The following is a 17050-nucleotide window of genomic DNA, read 5'->3' as shown; positions in this document are numbered from 1 at the left end:
GAGCGCGCTGCATGACCGTGATCAAGCAAGACGACCTGATTCAGAGCGTCGCCGACGCCCTGCAATTCATCTCGTACTACCACCCCGTCGACTTCATCCAGGCGATGCACGAGGCCTACCTGCGTGAAGAGTCGCCTGCCGCGCGTGACTCGATCGCCCAGATCCTGATCAACTCGCGCATGTGCGCCACCGGCCACCGCCCGATCTGCCAGGACACCGGCATTGTCACCGTGTTCGTGCGCGTCGGTATGGACGTGCGCTGGGACGGCGCCACCCTGAGCGTCGACGACATGATCAACGAAGGTGTGCGCCGCGCCTACAACCTGCCCGAGAACGTCCTGCGCGCCTCGATCCTGGCCGACCCGGCCGGTGCCCGCAAGAACACCAAGGACAACACTCCGGCAGTGATCCACTACTCCATCGTCCCCGGCGACAAGGTCGAGGTGGATGTCGCGGCCAAGGGCGGCGGCTCGGAAAACAAGTCGAAGATGGCCATGCTCAACCCGTCCGACTCGATCGTCGACTGGGTGCTCAAGACTGTCCCGACCATGGGCGCTGGCTGGTGCCCGCCTGGCATGCTGGGCATCGGCATCGGCGGCACCGCCGAGAAAGCCGCGGTGATGGCCAAGGAAGTGTTGATGGAATCCATCGACATCCATGAGCTGAAAGCCCGTGGCCCGCAGAACCGCATCGAAGAGATCCGCCTGGAGCTGTTCGACAAGGTCAACCAGTTGGGCATCGGCGCCCAGGGCCTGGGCGGCCTGACCACCGTGCTCGACGTCAAGATCATGGACTACCCGACCCACGCCGCCTCCCTGCCGGTGTGCATGATCCCCAACTGCGCCGCTACCCGTCACGCCCACTTCGTGCTCGACGGTTCCGGCCCGGCCGAGCTGGAAGCGCCATCGCTGGACGCCTACCCGGAAATCGTCTGGGAAGCCGGCCCAAGCGCCCGCCGCGTGAACCTGGACGCGATCACCCCGGAAGAAGTCGCCAGCTGGCAGCCCGGCGAGACCATCCTGCTCAACGGCAAGATGCTCACCGGCCGCGACGCCGCGCACAAGCGCATGGTCGAGATGCTCAACCGCGGTGAAGAACTGCCGGTGGACCTCAAAGGCCGCTTCATCTACTACGTAGGCCCGGTCGACCCGGTCGGCGACGAAGTGGTCGGCCCAGCCGGCCCGACCACCGCCACGCGGATGGACAAGTTCACCCGCCAGATCCTCGAGCAGACCGGTCTGCTGGGCATGATCGGCAAGTCCGAACGTGGCCCGACCGCCATCGAGGCGATCAAGGACAACAAGGCCGTGTACCTGATGGCCGTCGGTGGCGCCGCCTACCTGGTAGCCCAGGCCATCCGCAAGTCGAAGGTCCTGGCCTTCGCCGAGCTGGGCATGGAAGCGATCTACGAGTTCGAAGTGAAGGACATGCCGGTCACCGTCGCGGTGGACAGCAAGGGTGAATCGGTGCACATCACGGGTCCTGCGCTGTGGCAGAGCAAAATCGCCGAAAGCCTGGCGGTGGAAGTGAAGTAATTTCAACATCACCGTAAGAAAAAAGCCGCTCCCTCGAGGAGCGGTTTTTTTTGCTCGCAAGAAATTATGGAGGCTCCCACAGCCAGCAATAAATACCGCTCTCATCGCGCACTTTCCTACTCAAATGAAGCCTCACTTCCTTCAGAGGCAAACCTTATGAGCAGTACTGTAAAAGCCAATCAATGGCTACGCCGCTTCCAACTGGATATCACTTCCAACTCCCGTCGCGTGTATGCCAATGGCCGCCAACAAGTGGAGATCACCGTCACGCTCGAACCTCGTAACGGCCAGACGATCTCTCGAGAAAGTCTCGACTCGCTAACCTTGGTCCAGATCGATGACGAAGGCATCCCTCGAGTATTGGATCAGCCGGACCTCTACGCGCACACACAGCGCGATGAGCGATTCATCTACCACAACGCCACCGGCAGTGCCCCCAGCGCACTGCTGGCGTCGTCGTCCAAATCCATTCACCGACGCTTCTATGTGACATCGAAGCGTCCTGGCGGTACGCTGTGCTCTATCTACGGGGCGATCTGGATGGATGAAGATCATCTCTTCGTCACCAATGCCGAACCCTTCAAGTCCTCGGTCGTCATTGAGTCCATTGCCCCTGCGCTGGGTCATAAGGAGCTCTTCCAACTCAGCGTCGAGTCACCCCTCAAGTACAAGCTCCCCAGCGACAATCTGAATTACTGGGATGACGAATTCGAAGAATCGGTCGGCTATTTCGGATTTGCCGATCCGAGAACCATGGTGGTCCAAAGCGAGGCGCTGGCCACACCTTCATCTCACCCTATCTATGAAATGAACGCCTGGGATCACGCATTGATCTCTTTCCAACTTACCAATGACTACAGCCAGCACCGTAAGGTGACGGTCTATGAGGCAGGCCAGCCATTCACGGTGAAATCTCCAGAGTCGGACCGAGTCCATCACCAGCGTCCGGGACACCTGCTGATCCATATGTACGCCAAACGCTTCTATAACCGTCACTACAGCAGCTCCCAGACGAAGCGCAGTATCTGGAAGGTGATCGACCAGCATGGCAATGGCTATGAAGTCGAGTTCTTTGTTGCAGAAGCAGGAAAGCATGTGTCCTTCAAGGTAAATGCGAGCCAGGCCTGACCTTCCTGGAAACTCGGTGCCCGTGAAAAGGGGCACCGACCTCTCCCTGCGACAGGAAACACCCAATGTCTACGATACATACCCAAGCCAGCAATTTTCTGGACTTCATGAAAACCGGCGTGGACAACCGTACCGGCCAGTTCACCCTCGCGGTCGCCCTGCCGCTCCCCCCCGCCAACCAGCTGAGAGGGCCGGCGCTCTCGATCACCCTGGTCTTCAGCGTGCTGGGCTCAAGTGTCAACAAAGGCTACGGACTAGGCTGGACCCTCGGGCTGTCCGAGCTCGACGGGAACACCCTGAGGCTCGCCTCCGGCGAGCAGTACGCCATTGATCAAGATGCTTCCACGTTCGCACCCGACACGCCATTGACCTTCACCGATCAAAAACTCCCGACGCTGTGGGTCACCCCACAACACAATGGTGATTTCCGGGTAGACAAGAAGTCCGGAGAACGCGAAATCCTGCGGGAACAGGAAGACAGTGGCCGCTATCTGGTCGAGGAAATGCACTCCCCGGAGGGCCATCGCCTGTTCATCAACTGGGCGCCCTACGGCAATGACGGCCAATTCATTCTGCGGCGGATCAGCGATGAACAGCGCGCGCTGCTGAGCGTGGATCAGCTGGAGGAAGAAGTTCATCTCATCTTCAACCCGGATACCACGCAAGCGCTCATGTTGCGTCTGGTGTTGAGCAATGACCGACTCAGCGAAATCCACGTTCCCGGCATCCAGCGCCCTTTCAGCATCGAGTACGACACCCTGGCCCTGGACAATGGAGCCCACCTGCTGCTGCCCACCACCCTGCACAGCCCGCTGGGCGCCCACGACATCGTCAAGTGGGCGACCGGGGCCGACGGCCATCAGCTGCCGGCCAACGCACCGTTTTCCCACCTGCCGCGGGTCGAGTCATGGATCCACAGCGCCGGCCCCCCCGACACCGAAAGGATGCACCACTACCGATGGATCGGCACGGCCAATTTCCTTGGCTTCGGCAGCGCCCAGGCGTTTTCCTGGGAACATGGACGAGACAACCTCTATCAGGTCGAAAGCGACTACCAGTACGAAGTGGTCGAAACGGTCAGCGATGCACAGGGCACGATCCTGGATACCATCACCCGCACCTGGAACCGCTTTCATCTGCCCCTCCTGGAAAGCTCGCGTCGAGGCAATTGCGAGATCAGCACGCATACCCGCTACGGTATCGACCCTGGCAGAACCTGGGAGGAGCAATCCAGTACCTGCCAGCTCCCCCATCAGGTCTCGACCACTTACACAGACCATGCCCGCCCAGGGGCCAGTCGCACCGAAACGACGGTTTATCAATACGACAACTACGGCAACATCACCCAGGTCGACTACCCAACCGGCATCAGTGAGATCAATTGCTACTATCCCGCCGAAGGGGGAGAAGGTTGCCCAGCAGATCCCTTGGGGATGGTGCGCTTCCTGCGCAAGAAAACTACCCGGCCAGCCAAGGCTGACGGCTCAGCTCCAATGTTGAGCAGCACGTACACCTATGCGCCACTCCCTTCACTGATCGTGGATGCCCCAGCGCATATCGTGGTCGAGCGTGAGCAGTTGCTGGACGAGCTGGACAGCCGCTTGCTGGAGGAGACCCGCCACATCTATTTCCATCAGCCCCACATCTGCTACGGGCGCATCCAGCGAAGCGTCACGACGCTCAACGGCAGGTCTACCGCTACCGAATACCACTATGGGCACGCAAACGGAGCGTTGGTTTTACGGAGCACGATCATCGGCTTCGAAAATGACGACGTGAACCGCTCAACCCACAACAGCGCGCAGTCCCTGCTCACAGGCCAGACCATTTGGGAACGTAGCGAGAGCGGGGCGCTCACCCGCTACGAGTATGACCAGATTGGCCGTATCGTCCGTACACTCAACACAACCGGTAGCCCGTACCAGACACAGCGTCTGGTGCGTTACCACCTGGGAGACGCACTAGCCGTGAACCTGCACGGCACCAGCGTCCTGCCAGCGATGATGGTCGAACAGGTGGAGGTCACCGGTCGACGCCAGCGTCTGTGGCTCGACGGCGACGGACGTACCCGGCGTATCGAATTGGAAGACCTGGACAACGAACCCGGTCGCTTCCTTGAAATCATGCGCTGTGAATTCGATGCCCTGGGCCGGCAGATACGCCGGACAACCCAGGACTGGTTGTCCAAGGATTCGCCTGTTCCGCTGTCCCTGACCACCACCACCGTCTTCGACGACTGGGGCCAAGCCACCCTTACCATCGACGCCCAAGGCATATACACACATACGGTCCAGGACCCAATCACTCGTCGCTGCGAGCAATGGCAAGCTGCGGGCGGACTCTCCAGCCCTCGGAATGTGACCCTGAAAAACCTCGCGGGCAGCCCCATCGAAGAGCAGCGCTACGATTGCGAAAACAAACTAGCCCGTACATTGAAGTGGGTGCGCGATGGCCTGGACAGGGTAGTCGAAGAGCGGCTCAGCGTACCGAACATGTCCACTACCGTTACCCGCTACCGATATGACCACTATTCGCGGGTCATCGAAAAAGTCTTGGAAGATGGCACTACCCTCGCGTGGCAATTCGCGCCCCACAGCGATGGACAGCATCCCGAATTGATTACCACCACTGCCCCTGCGCAGGAGGAACAACGATGAACGCCATCACCTTGGGGCGGCAGACTTTCGACGGCCTGGGCCGCCAGCGCTCGGTCGAAGTGGCCGGGCGCCCCACCCACTACCACTACCGCCCGGGCCAGTTGCCTCCCCACGCCAATACGCTTGCCGATGGAAGGCGCGTGGACTTCGCCTACGAACCACAACTGCATGACGTGCTGCTGTCTTCCACTGCCGAGGGCGGCCACAGCGAACAACTGCATTATCACCCTCGCCTGGGTCATCCCACCGAGGCCAGTGGTGCCCTGGGGACGCTGAAGTGGAGCTTCTCACCCGCCGGCTTGCCGCAGCAGGAGTCCTGGGTCATCGAGGGCGCCGAGTACAGTACCCTTTGGCATACATCGTTGGGCGGCAGGCCACTGGGTTTCGTGGACGCCTACGGCACCAAACAACAACGCCATTACGATGCATTCGGCAGGCTCGCGCAAATCATCGCAGGCAAGGTCAGTACGCGCATCACCTATGACGCCCTTTCGCGTGTGAACCAAGTCACCACTCAAGATCAAGACGCCCGCGTTCTGGTCAGGCAACTGACCTACGATGCCATGGGGCGAGAAGCCAGCAGCACCTTCACCCTGACCGAAAACGGTGCAACTCGGACCTTCACCCAAACCCTCGGCTACAACACACTCGATCAGCTCATCCGACGTACTGGCAATGACGGCCAGCAAAAGGCTGACGAGCGCTTCGCCTACGATTCGCGAGGCCGCTTGGTGCGCTTTACCGCGAACACCAATGCCGCACCACGGGATCCGTTCGGCAACGCCATCGTCGAACAACGCTTTGTCTTCAATGAGCGCGACGGCTATCGACAAGTCACCAGCCGTTTCAACGACGGCAGCGAAGATGTCGCCCACTTCCACTACGCAGCCGATGACCCCTGCCAGATCGTGGCGATCGATCATAGCCACTCCAGCTGGCCAGCGCGGATCGAGCTGACCTACGACGCCCACGGACGCGTCATCGCCGACAGCCTGGGGCGCAAGCTCACGTGGGACGCCCACGAACGTCTGCAACGCGTCGAATATGAGGGCAGGACGTGCGAGTACCGCTACACCCCGAATGGCCAACTACGCGACCGAATTATCGATGGCACGCTCAACCGCAGCTTCTTCAGCGGCAAGCAACTGACCCATGAGCACCAGGGAAACACCACACTTGAGGTGATGGGCGACGGCAGCACTCTGTTCGCGGTGAGCGCGATCACCGAAGGTGTACGCCAGACAACGTTGCTAGGCTGCGACGGCCAAGGCTCGATACGCATCAAAGCCGGCGCCCAGGCGCACATGCTGCAATACACCCCACATGGCAGCGAACAGGGCAACGACCAGCTACAGCCGTTCGGGTATGCAGGAGAACGCCGTGAACCACTGACCGGCTGGTACATCGCCGCAGGCTATCGGCCCTACGACCCCTTGTTGATGTGTTTCCTCGCGCCCGACAGCGAAAGCCCGTTCGGTCATGGCGATATCAATGCCTACACCTACTGTGGCGGCGACCCGGTCAACCGCATCGACCCAGATGGGCACAGCTGGCAGACCTGGGTCATGGCCGGCATTGGTCTGGCGGTCGGAGCACTGGCAACGGTCGCCAGCTTTGGCGCCGCCGGCGCCGCGCTTGCCGCGAGCGGTATGCTCAGCGCAAGCGGCGCACTGTCCGTGGCGACGGCGACGCTCAACATCGTGTCCATGGGCACGGGAGCGGCAGCGATGGCCATGCAAGCGCAAGGCAAGAATGAGCAAGCCGCCAACGTGCTCGGCTGGATATCTTTAGGCACAGGGGTATCCAGTCTTGCAACGGGGGGCTTGGCACGGATGGCTGGAAAATGCGTCAGCACACTCAAGCGCAGCAATGCACTGAGAAAGCCCGCAGCTCACGCCCCCAAGACCCCTCAGCATTCAATTGACGTCATGTTCAGAAGCCCCAGAACCAACCAAGCAGAGGTCGTCTGGTACGACGATGCATGGGGCAGAGGGATAAAAGCTTTTGAAACACATGGGGGCAAGAACGGTATCTTGATGAATGCGGCCGGCCAATACGAAGACGCAGCACGCATCGCGCTGCGCGAAATAGCCCCGCGCCTGGCCCATACGCCAGCTGGCGAGCCCATCGTCCTGCTGGCCTGCTGGGGCGGGAAAAGCGGCGCGGCGCAACGAATCGCCGATGTGCTGCAACGCCCGGTTTATGGCACCGACAAGATCACTTACGTCCCAGGTGTAAGCCGTATGGACAGGCTGGACGTCGGCAATCTCTGGTCGACCGTGCCCATGCAGAAGATCTCTAGATACCGTCGATTGCTAGGAGCCAAAGGTCCGTACGACTTCGACAGTACCCTGGAGCCGGCAACTGGACGAATGTACTTCCCATCATGAGGCCTCTACCTGTAGACACACCGTCAGGCAGATCATATCGGTAGCGCCTTGAGCCAGAACGACATGATCTTGTCGCTGCTTTCCTGCTCGTCCCGATCGCGCCAGGCACGACGGGTACGCAATGAAGGGTCCTGCAGGAAGCCGCGGTTACGCCAGAAACCGTGCAATGGTTTGTAATTGGCAGGCCGCAGCGGGTGTATGCCTGGGCGCTCGACAACGCAGAACGCGCAGTAATCGAACCCGGCCAACTTGTGTGCATACGATTCGCGCTCGATGAAAAAGCGCACGCCCAGGCCCTGACTGCGATAAGCAGGTAGCAACACCGAGCCACCAAAGTAGTACACCGACGTCGGATCACGTCCCTGGGCAAGGAACGGTTGCTGGAAGAGAGGCGTCTCGTCTGTCAGCGGCAGGCCGGTGGAGGCACCTACTAATTGGCCACCGTCCAATGCCACCACCATCAGGCTGCGACCAGAATCGGCGTAGGTGGCCAAGTGATTCGTCTCATGCTCCAGCGAACCGTCATAGAGGTAGGGATACTCGCGAAACACCGTCAGGCGCAAGCGCGCAAGCTCATCGATATAAGGCGCAATCGCCGCGCCATGCAGCAAGCGTATTTCCATGGGGAAGCAGTCGTCTGGTCGCGGTGGATAACGCGCTCGGGCAAGCCGGCCTGAGGGGAAACCCTACCATCGGCATCGCAACCTGCCGTTGTCCCTGCGCGACAGGTGCTTCTCCAGGACCGCTACCGACAGCCTGCTCACGACCTTACTGAATGCGCGTCCCAAGCACCTTGAGAAACGCCGCAAGCCACGCCGGATGAGCAGGCCAGGCCGGCGCCGTCACCAGGTTGCCGTCCACATGGGCCTGGTCCACCGCGATATCGATGAACCGTCCGCCCGCCAGCCGTACCTCGGGCGCACAGGCGGGATAAGCGCTGCACTCACGCCCTTCGAGCACACCTGCCGCCGCCAGCAACTGCGCCCCATGGCACACCGCCGCGATCGGCTTGCCGGCCAGGTCGAACGCCTTGACCAGCTCCAGCACCTTGTCGTTCAGGCGCAGGTATTCCGGCGCACGCCCACCGGGGATCAGCAACGCGTCATAGCTCTCGGCCCGCACCTGAACGAAGTCGTAGTTCAACGCGAAGTTGTGCCCGGGCTTCTCGCTGTAGGTCTGCTCGCCTTCGAAATCGTGAATCGCCGTGCGCACCGTCTGCCCGGCGATCTTCTCCGGGCACACGGCATGGACGGTATGGCCGACCATGGCCAGGGCCTGGAACGGCACCATCACTTCGTAGTCCTCCACATAGTCACCCACCAGCATGAGAATCTTCTTCGCCGTCATCGCATCCACTCCATCGGTTGTCTGGGAACAGTTCCAGCACGATAGTCTGCTTTGCGTGACGGCGATATACGTCGCTAGTCGCGGCGATCCAGCAGATTGGCCACCAGCCGGTCCAGCCAGCCCCACAGGCGCTGTTGCACCCGACGCCACAGTGGACGGGCATGCCAGCGCGCCAGGTCGACCTCCAGGCTCTGGGCGAAATCGCGCTCGAAGCTGGCGGCGACAGCAGCACTCAGCGGTGGATCGATGGCTTCGACGTTGGCCTCGAGGTTGAAGCGCAGGTTCCAGTGATCGAAGTTGCAGGAGCCGACGCTGACCCAGTCGTCCACCAGCACCATCTTCAGGTGCAGGAAGCATGGCTGGTATTCGAATATCCGCACCCCGGCACGCAGCAGCCTTGGGTAATAGCGGTGCCCGGCATAGCGTACCGCCGGGTGGTCGGTGCGCGGGCCGGTGAGCAGCAGGCGCACGTCGATGCCCTTCTGCGCGGCACGACGCAGCGAGCGCCGCACGCTGAAGGTCGGCAGGAAATAGGGCGTGGCCAGCCAGATGCGCCGCTGGCCGCTGTTCAGCGCGCGCACCAGCGCATGCAGGATGTCCTTGTGCTGGCGGGCGTCGGCATAGGCCACCCGGCCCATGCCCTGGCCCTGCGCCGGCACCTGGGGCAGGCGCGGCAGGCCGAAGCCCTCAGGCGGGCGCCAGGCGGTGCGGCGCTGGTTGGCGTGCCACTGGCGGTCGAACAAGAGTTGCCAGTCGGTGACGATCGGCCCCTCCATGCGCACCATCACCTCGTGCCACTCGCTGGTGTCGGCATCCGGTGTCCAGAACTCGTCGGTGACCCCGGTACCGCCGACCACCGCCCAACGTTCGTCCACCAGCAACAGCTTGCGATGATCGCGATAGAGGTTGCGCAAGCCCCGGCGCCAGCGCAGGCGGTTGTACCAGCGCAGCTGGACACCCGCCGCCAGCAGGCGCTCGCGCAACGACACGGTAAAGGCCAGCGAACCGTAGTCGTCGAACAGGCAGCGTACCCGCACGCCGCGCCGAGCCGCCTGCTCCAGGGCGTCGACCACAGCCTCGGCGCAGGCGCCGGCCTCGACCAGGTAAAGCTCCAGGTCGACCTGGAACTCGGCACGCACGATCGCCAGGAGCATGCGCGGGAAGAACTCGGGGCCGTCGATCAGCAGTTCGAACTGGTTGCCATCCCGCCAGGGGAAGACCGGCCCCGGCATGTCAGCGGGCGGTGAAGATCAGCACCGCGCTCACCGGCACCGAGGGGTTGATCGACTTGAGCCCGGCCAGCTTGCGCAGGTTTTCCAGGCCCGGCAGCAGTCCGAACGCCGAGGCGCGCAGGATCAGCGGCTCCAGCGTCACCACCTGGAAACGCCGCTCGTCCAGGCGTGTGGCCAGCAGCAGGGTGTTGTAGCTGCGGGTCTGGCCGTGCAGGGTCACGCTCACCGGCAAGCGCAGTTCCAGCTGCGCGCCGTTGGCCAGGTCGTTGATCGGGCGCAGGTCGATCTGTGCCTGCACCGTGGCCTCGGGGAACTGCTCGAAGGCGAACAGGCTGTCGCGCATGCGCTCGTCACGCAGTGGGATGCCGCTGCTGATCGAGTCCATCTCGATGCTGACCTCGGCCGCGCCCTTGCGGTCGACCTTGCCATGCAGCACCAGGAAACGGTTGACCTCGGCGATATTGCCATTCTTGCCGGTGACGAAGGACAGGCGCGAGGACTCGCCATCCAGGTGCCAGTTGGCATGGGCGGGCAGGCACAGGGCGAGCAGGAGGGCGGGCAGCAGGCGGGACGGCTTGAACATGTGAAATCCTGTGAATCAAGGCCGTCAACCTTACCTGCACGGTTTCACGGCAGCAAGCGGCAGCCTTCGCGGTTGCCCTGCCAGGCCGCCTGGTTGCGCCGACCTAGGCCCTCGGCGGTGACCAGACGCCGGGAGCTGTCCTCTTCCAGCAGGCCCAAGGGCAGGTACTGGCGCACATAGCCCCGGCAATAGGCCTCAGCGAAACCCATCACGAACCGGCACGAGCAGTACTCTTTCGCCGAGTAGGCCGAAAGGATATCCGGGAAGTCCGCCAACGCCTGGCGCTCGTGCCAGCCCCAGGCCGACAGGGCCAGTACCAGCAGAAGCACGACCCGCTTCATGCCCCCTCCCCGGCGACGGCCGCCAGCACCCGCTTGAGCAGTTCGTTGTGGCTGAAGCTGCCATCGCGGTCATCGGCGTAGCGCACGATCACCAGCTTTTGCGTGGGCAGCACATAGAGCGCCTGGCCCCAGTGGCCGAGTGCGGCGAACGTGTTGCTCGGCGCATCCGGCCACGGCACCGGCTGGCCGGGCAATGACTGGTTGAGCCACCAGTGCCCGCCGGGGTTGGCTTCACCCGGCACAGGCTGCGCGGCGCTGAACAAGGTGCGGTTGAACGCCACCCACTCGGCCGGCAGCAACTGTTGCTCGCGCCAATGCCCGTCACGCTGCATCAACAGGCCGATGCGCGCCAGATCGCGCGCACTGAGATAGAGGTACGAGGAACCTACATAAGTGCCCTCGCCATCACGCTCCCAGACCGCACTGTCGATCCCAAGTGGGGTGAACAGGGCTTGCCAGGGATAGTCCGCATAGCGCTCAGGTGCGAGCATGCCGCGCAGGCTGGCGGCCAGCAGGTTGCTGTCACCGCTTGAGTAGACGAACTGCGTGCCAGGCGCACTGGCAGCGGGCCTGGATGCCGTGTAGGCGGCCATGTCGGTGCGGCCACGGGTGTAGAGCATGGCCACCACCGACGACTTCAATGGCGCATATTCGTAATCTTCCTGCCAGGCCAGGCCACTGGCCCAGTGCAGCAAGTCGGCCAGGCGCAGTCCGGCATGCCGCTGCAGGGCCGGGTAGTAGCGGGCAGCCGGGTCATCAAGCCTGAATCGCCCCTCGCCGTAAGCCACGCCCATGACCGTGGCCAGCACGCTCTTGCTCACCGACCAGGTCAGGTGGGGTGTGTCGACACGGGTCGGCTCGGCGTAGCGTTCATGGAGAATGCGCCCGTCGCGGATGATCAACAACGCATCGGTGCGAATGCCACCGCGCACGGCATCGCGTGGCGCGAAGGCGTAGGTGTCTACGGCTTGCCAGTCGATGAGCGTGTTGTCGACCGGCCACTGCGCCGCGGGCCAGTCTTCGGCCCTGGCTGAAGCTACAGCCAGGGCACAGGCAAGGAACAGTGACTTCATGGGAGGCCTGTGTGGGGGCTCAAAGACCATCGAGCGTCTCAGGCTTTCATGACAGTCCAGCGGCAGCCCAGGCCTTGGCCAGGCGCTTGTCACGGGCGGCGCCGGCCAGCGCCAGCACGCCCTGGTCACGTTGCCACAACTGCGTCCAGTGCGCCGGCCCGGCGGCGAGCGCCTGCTCGATCTCGCCCCGCAAGCCCTGGAACTGGGCAAACAGGCCCCCCAGCAGCAAATGGCAGGCCACGCTGTCCGGGCATTGACGACTGCCCTCGGCGCACCCGGCGAGCAGGCCGATCAGTTTCAGACGGAGTGGCTGCGGCCAGGCGCACTCCTGGGCAACGCCATGCAGCCAAGCCACCAGCGCGGCGAGCACATACAGGTCTTCGAGGGAGCGGAACGGCTTGACGTAGGCATCCCAGCCATCGCCGGCGAGCAACTCGCACGCGGCGTCCTTGAGCTGCAGGCGGCCATGGCCGACCTCGGGCATCAACGGCAGGGTCGGCAAGGCTTCAAGGTTGACCCCCGGCTCGCCCGGATAGACCACCGCCAGTTGCAAGCGCGGCGCCTCATCCGCGCCTTCGTGGCGCGCGGCCACCAGCAGCCATTCAGCGTCCAGCCCGGCGGTGACGAAGTCCTTGCTGCCGGTCAGGCGCAGGCCGTCCAGGCGGGTGTGCATGTCCGCCGGGCGCACGCTGCGCCGCTCGGTGGCACACAGCGCCCCCAAGCTGGCCGGTGCGCTGGGCCACAGCACCCGCAGTGCCGCCTGGTAGCCGAGCAGGAAGGCCAGACCGGGCGTGGCCATGGCACGCCCGCCCAATACCGCCAGCTCGAACGGCGCCACCGCCCCCAGGCGCTCGAGCACCGCCGCATAGGTTTCGCCCAGGGTCGCCGCCAGCGGGTGGCGCAGGGGATCGTTGAGTCGTTGCAACCAGGCCATCGCAAGCTCCTTTGAGGGGTGTCACGCAAGCATCACCAAAGATTCACGGGGGTGACACCGGGCGTACCTAGGCTGACTTTGCACAACAAAGCCGACCGGCCGCAACCCTTTGGCTGGCTTATGGAGACTCGCAATGACTCGGATCGCTCGCTCTGGCGACAACAGCACTGAACGCCGTCTGCAAGCCGAGCGCCTGGTCGGCGCCGTGGCCCTGCAGGAAGCACAGGCCCTGCGCTTCAAGGTGTTCAGCGCCGAATTCAAGGCCAAGCTCAAGGGCGCCGAACACGGGCTGGACATGGACGACTACGACATCCACTGCCGCCACATCGGCGTGCGCGACCTGGCCACCGGCCAGCTGGTTGCCACCACCCGCCTGCTCGACCACCAGGCCGCCAGCAGCCTGGGCCGCTTCTACAGCGAAGAGGAGTTCAGCCTGCACGGCCTGTTGCAGCTGCAGGGGCCGATCCTCGAGCTGGGCCGCACCTGCGTCGACCCGGCCTACCGCAACGGCGGCACCATCGCCGTGCTCTGGAGCGAACTGGCCGAAGTGCTCAACGAGGGCCGCTACAGTTACCTGATGGGCTGTGCCAGCATCCCCATGCAGGACGGCGGCGTGCAGGCCCACGCCATCATGCAGCGCCTGCGTGAACGCTACCTGTGCACCGAGCACCTGCGTGCCGAACCGAAGAAGCCGCTGCCCAGCCTGCCGCTGCCGAACAACGTCATCGCCGAAATGCCCCCGCTGCTCAAGGCCTACATGCGCCTGGGCGCGAAGATCTGCGGCGAGCCGTGCTGGGACGAGGATTTTCAGGTTGCCGACGTGTTCATCCTGCTCAAGCGCGACGACCTCTGCCCGCGCTACGCCCGTCACTTCAAGGCGGCGGTCTGATGCGGCGCCTGCGGGCCGCTGCCCGCCTGCTGCGGCTGTTTCTGGTGCTGACCCTGGGGCTGGCCATGGCCTGCGTCATCGCCCTGGGCGAGCGTCTGGGGCTGAACGCCCCGATAGAACAGCGCCAACGCTGGACACGGCTGTTCATGAGGTATCTGGTCGCCGCCCTGCCCTTCGACGTGCAGGTCAGGGGCAAGCTGCCGCAACAACCGATGCTGTGGGTCTGCAACCATGTGTCGTGGACCGACATCCCGCTGCTGGGCATGCTCACCCCGCTGTCGTTCCTGTCCAAGGCCGAGGTACGCCACTGGCCGCTGGCCGGCTGGCTGGCCGAGAAGGCCGGGACACTGTTCATTCGTCGCGGCGGCGGCGATGCACAACGTCTGCGCGAGCAGATCAGCGAGCAACTGGGCAAACAACGCCCCCTGTTGATCTTCCCCGAAGGCACCACCACGGACGGTCGCAGCCTGCGCACCTTCCATGGGCGCCTGCTGGCCGGGGCGATCGACCAGGTCACGCCGCTACAGCCTGTGGCAATCCAGTATCTGCGCGCGGGCCAGACCGATCCGATCGCGCCGTTCATTGGCGAGGACGACCTGGTTTCCCACTTGATGCGGCTGTTCGCGCAGGACCGCGGACAAGTGCTGATCCACCTGTTGCCGCCAATCGGCAGCGCGGGCAAGGAACGCGCGGTACTGGCTTTCGAAGCGCAACAGGCGGTCCATCTTGCGCTGTTCGGCGTAGAGAATGTCGAGGTGGCACCGAGGCGACAGGCTCGGGCAGCCTGAATCCGCGATTGCGGACTCAAGCCGATTGCTGTGCCTGGGCAAATGCCTGCAACTGCGGATAGAACTCGCGAAAGTCCGCCAACAACGGCTCGTACAACCGCTCCAGTTCCACCATCACCCCTGCCATCCCCTCAGGCCGCGACAGGCGCCGGGCAATCCCGGCAAACACCTGCTCCAGGGTAGCGAAATCGCCATACGCTCCCAGCCAGTCGTCGGCCGCCATCAACGGCGCAATGCGCGCCAACCGGCCCGGCAACTCCGGCTCGGCGAGCAATACCTTGTAGAAGTCATCGGTGAACCGCGCCAGCGGCTGCTCGGCATACGCCGCCCAATGCCGCGCCAGGCAGTGGTCGAAGAACACATCCAGGACGATCCCGGCGAACCGCCGCCGCTCGCGCGGGAAACGCGCCAGCGCCGCCAGCACCAGCGGGTGGCTGTCGGTGTAGCGGTCGATGTGTCGGTGCAGCCGAATCGAAGCCTCCAGCGCAGGCGGGAAGCGCCCCGCGAGCTCGCCCTTGACGAAATCGCCATACAGGCTGCCAAGCAGTTGCTGCGGCGCGGGGCCGCCCAGATGAAGGTGCGCGAGATAGTTCATGGCGCCAGTCTAGCACCGCTGTCAGCTATATCGTCACAAGACGATATAGCTAATGCTACCGACCTTAGGATCACTTCATATTTGTATATCGCGATGCAGCGATTTATATTTCGATCCATCGCGATATACCGCTACACGCCACGAGCCCAACCATGCCCCTCGATCTCGACGAAATAATAAAAGCCCTGGCCCATCCGGTTCGGCGCGACATCCTCAACTGGCTGAAAGACCCGGCCGCGCAGTTCCCCGACCAGCACCACAGCACCGAGCACGGTGTGTGTGCCGGGCAGATCGACCAACGCTGCGGCCTGTCGCAATCGACCGTGTCCGCCCACCTGGCCACCTTGCAGCGCGCAGGCCTGATCAGCAGCCAGAAGATCGGCCAGTGGCATTTCTTCAAACGCAACGAGGCGACCATCAAGGCGTTCCTCGAGCACATGAGCCAAGAGCTCTGACCTGATCCAAGCGAGGCTTTGCACATGACGACGTTGTTCGACCCGATCACACTGGGCGACCTCGAGCTGCCCAACCGCATCATCATGGCCCCACTGACCCGTTGCCGCGCCGACGAAGGCCGCGTGCCCAATGCGCTGATGGCCGAGTACTACGTGCAACGCGCCAGCGCCGGGCTGATCCTCAGCGAGGCGACCTCGGTCACGCCGATGGGCGTCGGCTACCCCGACACCCCCGGTATCTGGAGCGACCGGCAGGTGCGCGGCTGGCACAACGTGACCAAGGCCATCCATGGCGCAGGTGGGCGCATCTTCCTGCAATTGTGGCACGTCGGGCGCATCTCCCACCCGTCCTACCTCAATGGCGAACTGCCAGTGGCCCCCAGCGCGATCCAGCCCAAGGGCCATGTCAGCCTGGTGCGCCCGCTCAGTGACTACCCGACCCCGCGCGCGCTGGAAACCGAAGAGATCGCCGACATCGTCGAGGCCTACCGCAGCGGCGCCGAGAACGCCAAGGCCGCCGGCTTCGACGGCGTGGAGATCCACGGCGCCAACGGCTACCTGCTCGACCAGTTCCTGCAGAGCAGCACCAACCAGCGCACAGACCGTTATGGCGGCTCGCTGGAGAACCGCGCGCGGTTACTGCTGGAAGTGACCGATGCCGCCATCGAGGTATGGGGCCCGGGCCGTGTGGGTGTGCACCTGGCACCACGGGCCGATGCCCATGACATGGGCGACGCCGACCGTGCCGAGACATTCACCTATGTGGCCCGGGAGCTGGGAAAACGCGGCATCGCCTTCATCTGCTCGCGGGAGAAAGAGGCTGACGACAGCATCGGTCCGCTGATCAAGGCAGCGTTCGGCGGCCCCTACATCGTCAACGAGCGCTTTGACAAGGCCGGCGCCAATGCTGCCCTGGCCAGCGGCAAAGCCGATGCCGTGGCCTTCGGCATTCCGTTCATCGCCAACCCCGACCTGCCAGCGCGCCTGGCCGCCGATGCACCGCTCAATGCGCCGCATCCGGAGACGTTCTATGGCAAAGGCCCGGTCGGGTATATCGACTACCCGCGGATGTAAGCGAATGCTGAGCCTGTAGAATCGGGCTC

The 17050-nt window shown here is 63.5% G+C and carries 16 protein-coding genes; 8 read left to right on the top strand and 8 right to left on the bottom strand.

The window, feature by feature from the left end:
• Window positions 1–11 precede the first annotated feature (11 nt).
• The 4 genes from ACQ4OD_RS10060 to ACQ4OD_RS10045 all read left to right on the top strand — a co-directional run bounded on the left by ACQ4OD_RS10060 (window position 12) and on the right by ACQ4OD_RS10045 (window position 7710).
• Window positions 12–1535 carry a fumarate hydratase gene (locus ACQ4OD_RS10060; RefSeq protein WP_102682788.1) on the top strand — a complete coding sequence of 508 codons (1524 nt, stop codon included), beginning with the start codon at window positions 12–14 and terminating at the stop codon, window positions 1533–1535.
• Window positions 1536–1691: 156 nt separating this feature from the next.
• Window positions 1692–2663 carry a hypothetical protein gene (locus ACQ4OD_RS10055; protein ID WP_430944231.1) on the top strand — a complete coding sequence of 324 codons (972 nt, stop codon included), beginning with the start codon at window positions 1692–1694 and terminating at the stop codon, window positions 2661–2663.
• 65 nt (window positions 2664–2728) lie between these two features.
• The gene (locus tag ACQ4OD_RS10050) at window positions 2729–5320 is read left to right on the top strand and encodes a hypothetical protein (RefSeq protein ID WP_430944230.1); all 2592 of its coding nucleotides are present in this window, start codon (window positions 2729–2731) and stop codon (window positions 5318–5320) included.
• The gene (locus ACQ4OD_RS10045; protein ID WP_430944229.1) at window positions 5317–7710 is read left to right on the top strand and encodes an RHS repeat-associated core domain-containing protein; all 2394 of its coding nucleotides are present in this window, start codon (window positions 5317–5319) and stop codon (window positions 7708–7710) included. Before ACQ4OD_RS10050 ends, ACQ4OD_RS10045 begins: the two co-directional genes overlap by 4 nt.
• A gap of 32 nt (window positions 7711–7742) precedes the next feature.
• Here ACQ4OD_RS10045 and ACQ4OD_RS10040 read toward each other — a convergent pair whose 3' ends face one another.
• From ACQ4OD_RS10040 to ACQ4OD_RS10010, 7 genes are all read right to left on the bottom strand, one after another.
• Window positions 7743–8333: a GNAT family acetyltransferase gene (locus tag ACQ4OD_RS10040; protein WP_430944228.1), complete on the bottom strand. Its 591-nt coding sequence runs from the start codon at window positions 8331–8333 to the stop codon at window positions 7743–7745.
• A gap of 145 nt (window positions 8334–8478) precedes the next feature.
• A complete protein-coding gene (locus ACQ4OD_RS10035) occupies window positions 8479–9057 on the bottom strand; it encodes a DJ-1/PfpI family protein (RefSeq protein WP_139669400.1) in 579 nt (192 codons plus the stop codon).
• A 74-nt stretch (window positions 9058–9131) separates the two neighbouring features.
• On the bottom strand, window positions 9132–10289 hold the full coding sequence (locus ACQ4OD_RS10030) for a phospholipase D-like domain-containing protein (protein ID WP_198755682.1): 1158 nt from the start codon (window positions 10287–10289) through the stop codon (window positions 9132–9134).
• A gap of 1 nt (window position 10290) precedes the next feature.
• The gene (locus tag ACQ4OD_RS10025) at window positions 10291–10872 is read right to left on the bottom strand and encodes a YceI family protein (RefSeq protein WP_102682795.1); all 582 of its coding nucleotides are present in this window, start codon (window positions 10870–10872) and stop codon (window positions 10291–10293) included.
• A 44-nt stretch (window positions 10873–10916) separates the two neighbouring features.
• Window positions 10917–11213, bottom strand: a complete 297-nt coding sequence (locus ACQ4OD_RS10020; RefSeq protein ID WP_139669396.1) for an amidase — start codon at window positions 11211–11213, stop codon at window positions 10917–10919.
• Entirely contained in the window at window positions 11210–12286 is a 1077-nt protein-coding gene (locus ACQ4OD_RS10015) for a serine hydrolase domain-containing protein (RefSeq protein WP_198755680.1), read from the bottom strand. Before ACQ4OD_RS10015 ends, ACQ4OD_RS10020 begins: the two co-directional genes overlap by 4 nt.
• A 46-nt stretch (window positions 12287–12332) precedes the next feature.
• On the bottom strand, window positions 12333–13220 hold the full coding sequence (locus tag ACQ4OD_RS10010) for an acyl-CoA dehydrogenase (protein ID WP_198755679.1): 888 nt from the start codon (window positions 13218–13220) through the stop codon (window positions 12333–12335).
• Between the two features lie 133 nt (window positions 13221–13353).
• Between ACQ4OD_RS10010 and olsB the strand changes: the two genes are divergently transcribed.
• Window positions 13354–14109 (top strand): L-ornithine N(alpha)-acyltransferase, encoded by a 756-nt coding sequence (olsB, locus tag ACQ4OD_RS10005; protein ID WP_430944227.1) that lies wholly within the window; start codon window positions 13354–13356, stop codon window positions 14107–14109.
• Window positions 14109–14897, top strand: a complete 789-nt coding sequence (locus tag ACQ4OD_RS10000; protein ID WP_430944226.1) for a lysophospholipid acyltransferase family protein — start codon at window positions 14109–14111, stop codon at window positions 14895–14897. The genes olsB and ACQ4OD_RS10000 overlap by 1 nt, the downstream gene beginning before the upstream one ends.
• 16 nt (window positions 14898–14913) lie before the next feature.
• On the opposite strand, the gene ACQ4OD_RS09995 is transcribed toward ACQ4OD_RS10000, so the two are convergent.
• A complete protein-coding gene (locus ACQ4OD_RS09995) occupies window positions 14914–15492 on the bottom strand; it encodes an ACP phosphodiesterase (protein ID WP_139669386.1) in 579 nt (192 codons plus the stop codon).
• Between the two features lie 152 nt (window positions 15493–15644).
• On the opposite strand from ACQ4OD_RS09995, the gene ACQ4OD_RS09990 reads away from it, so the two are divergent.
• Window positions 15645–15947 (top strand): ArsR/SmtB family transcription factor, encoded by a 303-nt coding sequence (locus ACQ4OD_RS09990; protein ID WP_110697584.1) that lies wholly within the window; start codon window positions 15645–15647, stop codon window positions 15945–15947.
• A gap of 24 nt (window positions 15948–15971) precedes the next feature.
• Window positions 15972–17021, top strand: coding sequence for an alkene reductase (locus ACQ4OD_RS09985; protein ID WP_198755677.1), 1050 nt, complete (start codon window positions 15972–15974; stop codon window positions 17019–17021).
• Window positions 17022–17050 lie beyond the last annotated feature (29 nt).

The organism is Pseudomonas sp. WC1 (assembly GCF_050586565.1).
In the GTDB taxonomy this organism is placed as follows: Bacteria; Pseudomonadota; Gammaproteobacteria; order Pseudomonadales; family Pseudomonadaceae; genus Aquipseudomonas.
The sequence above is the reverse complement of the archived record's forward strand: the minus strand, read 5'-3'. Positions and strand labels throughout refer to the sequence as shown.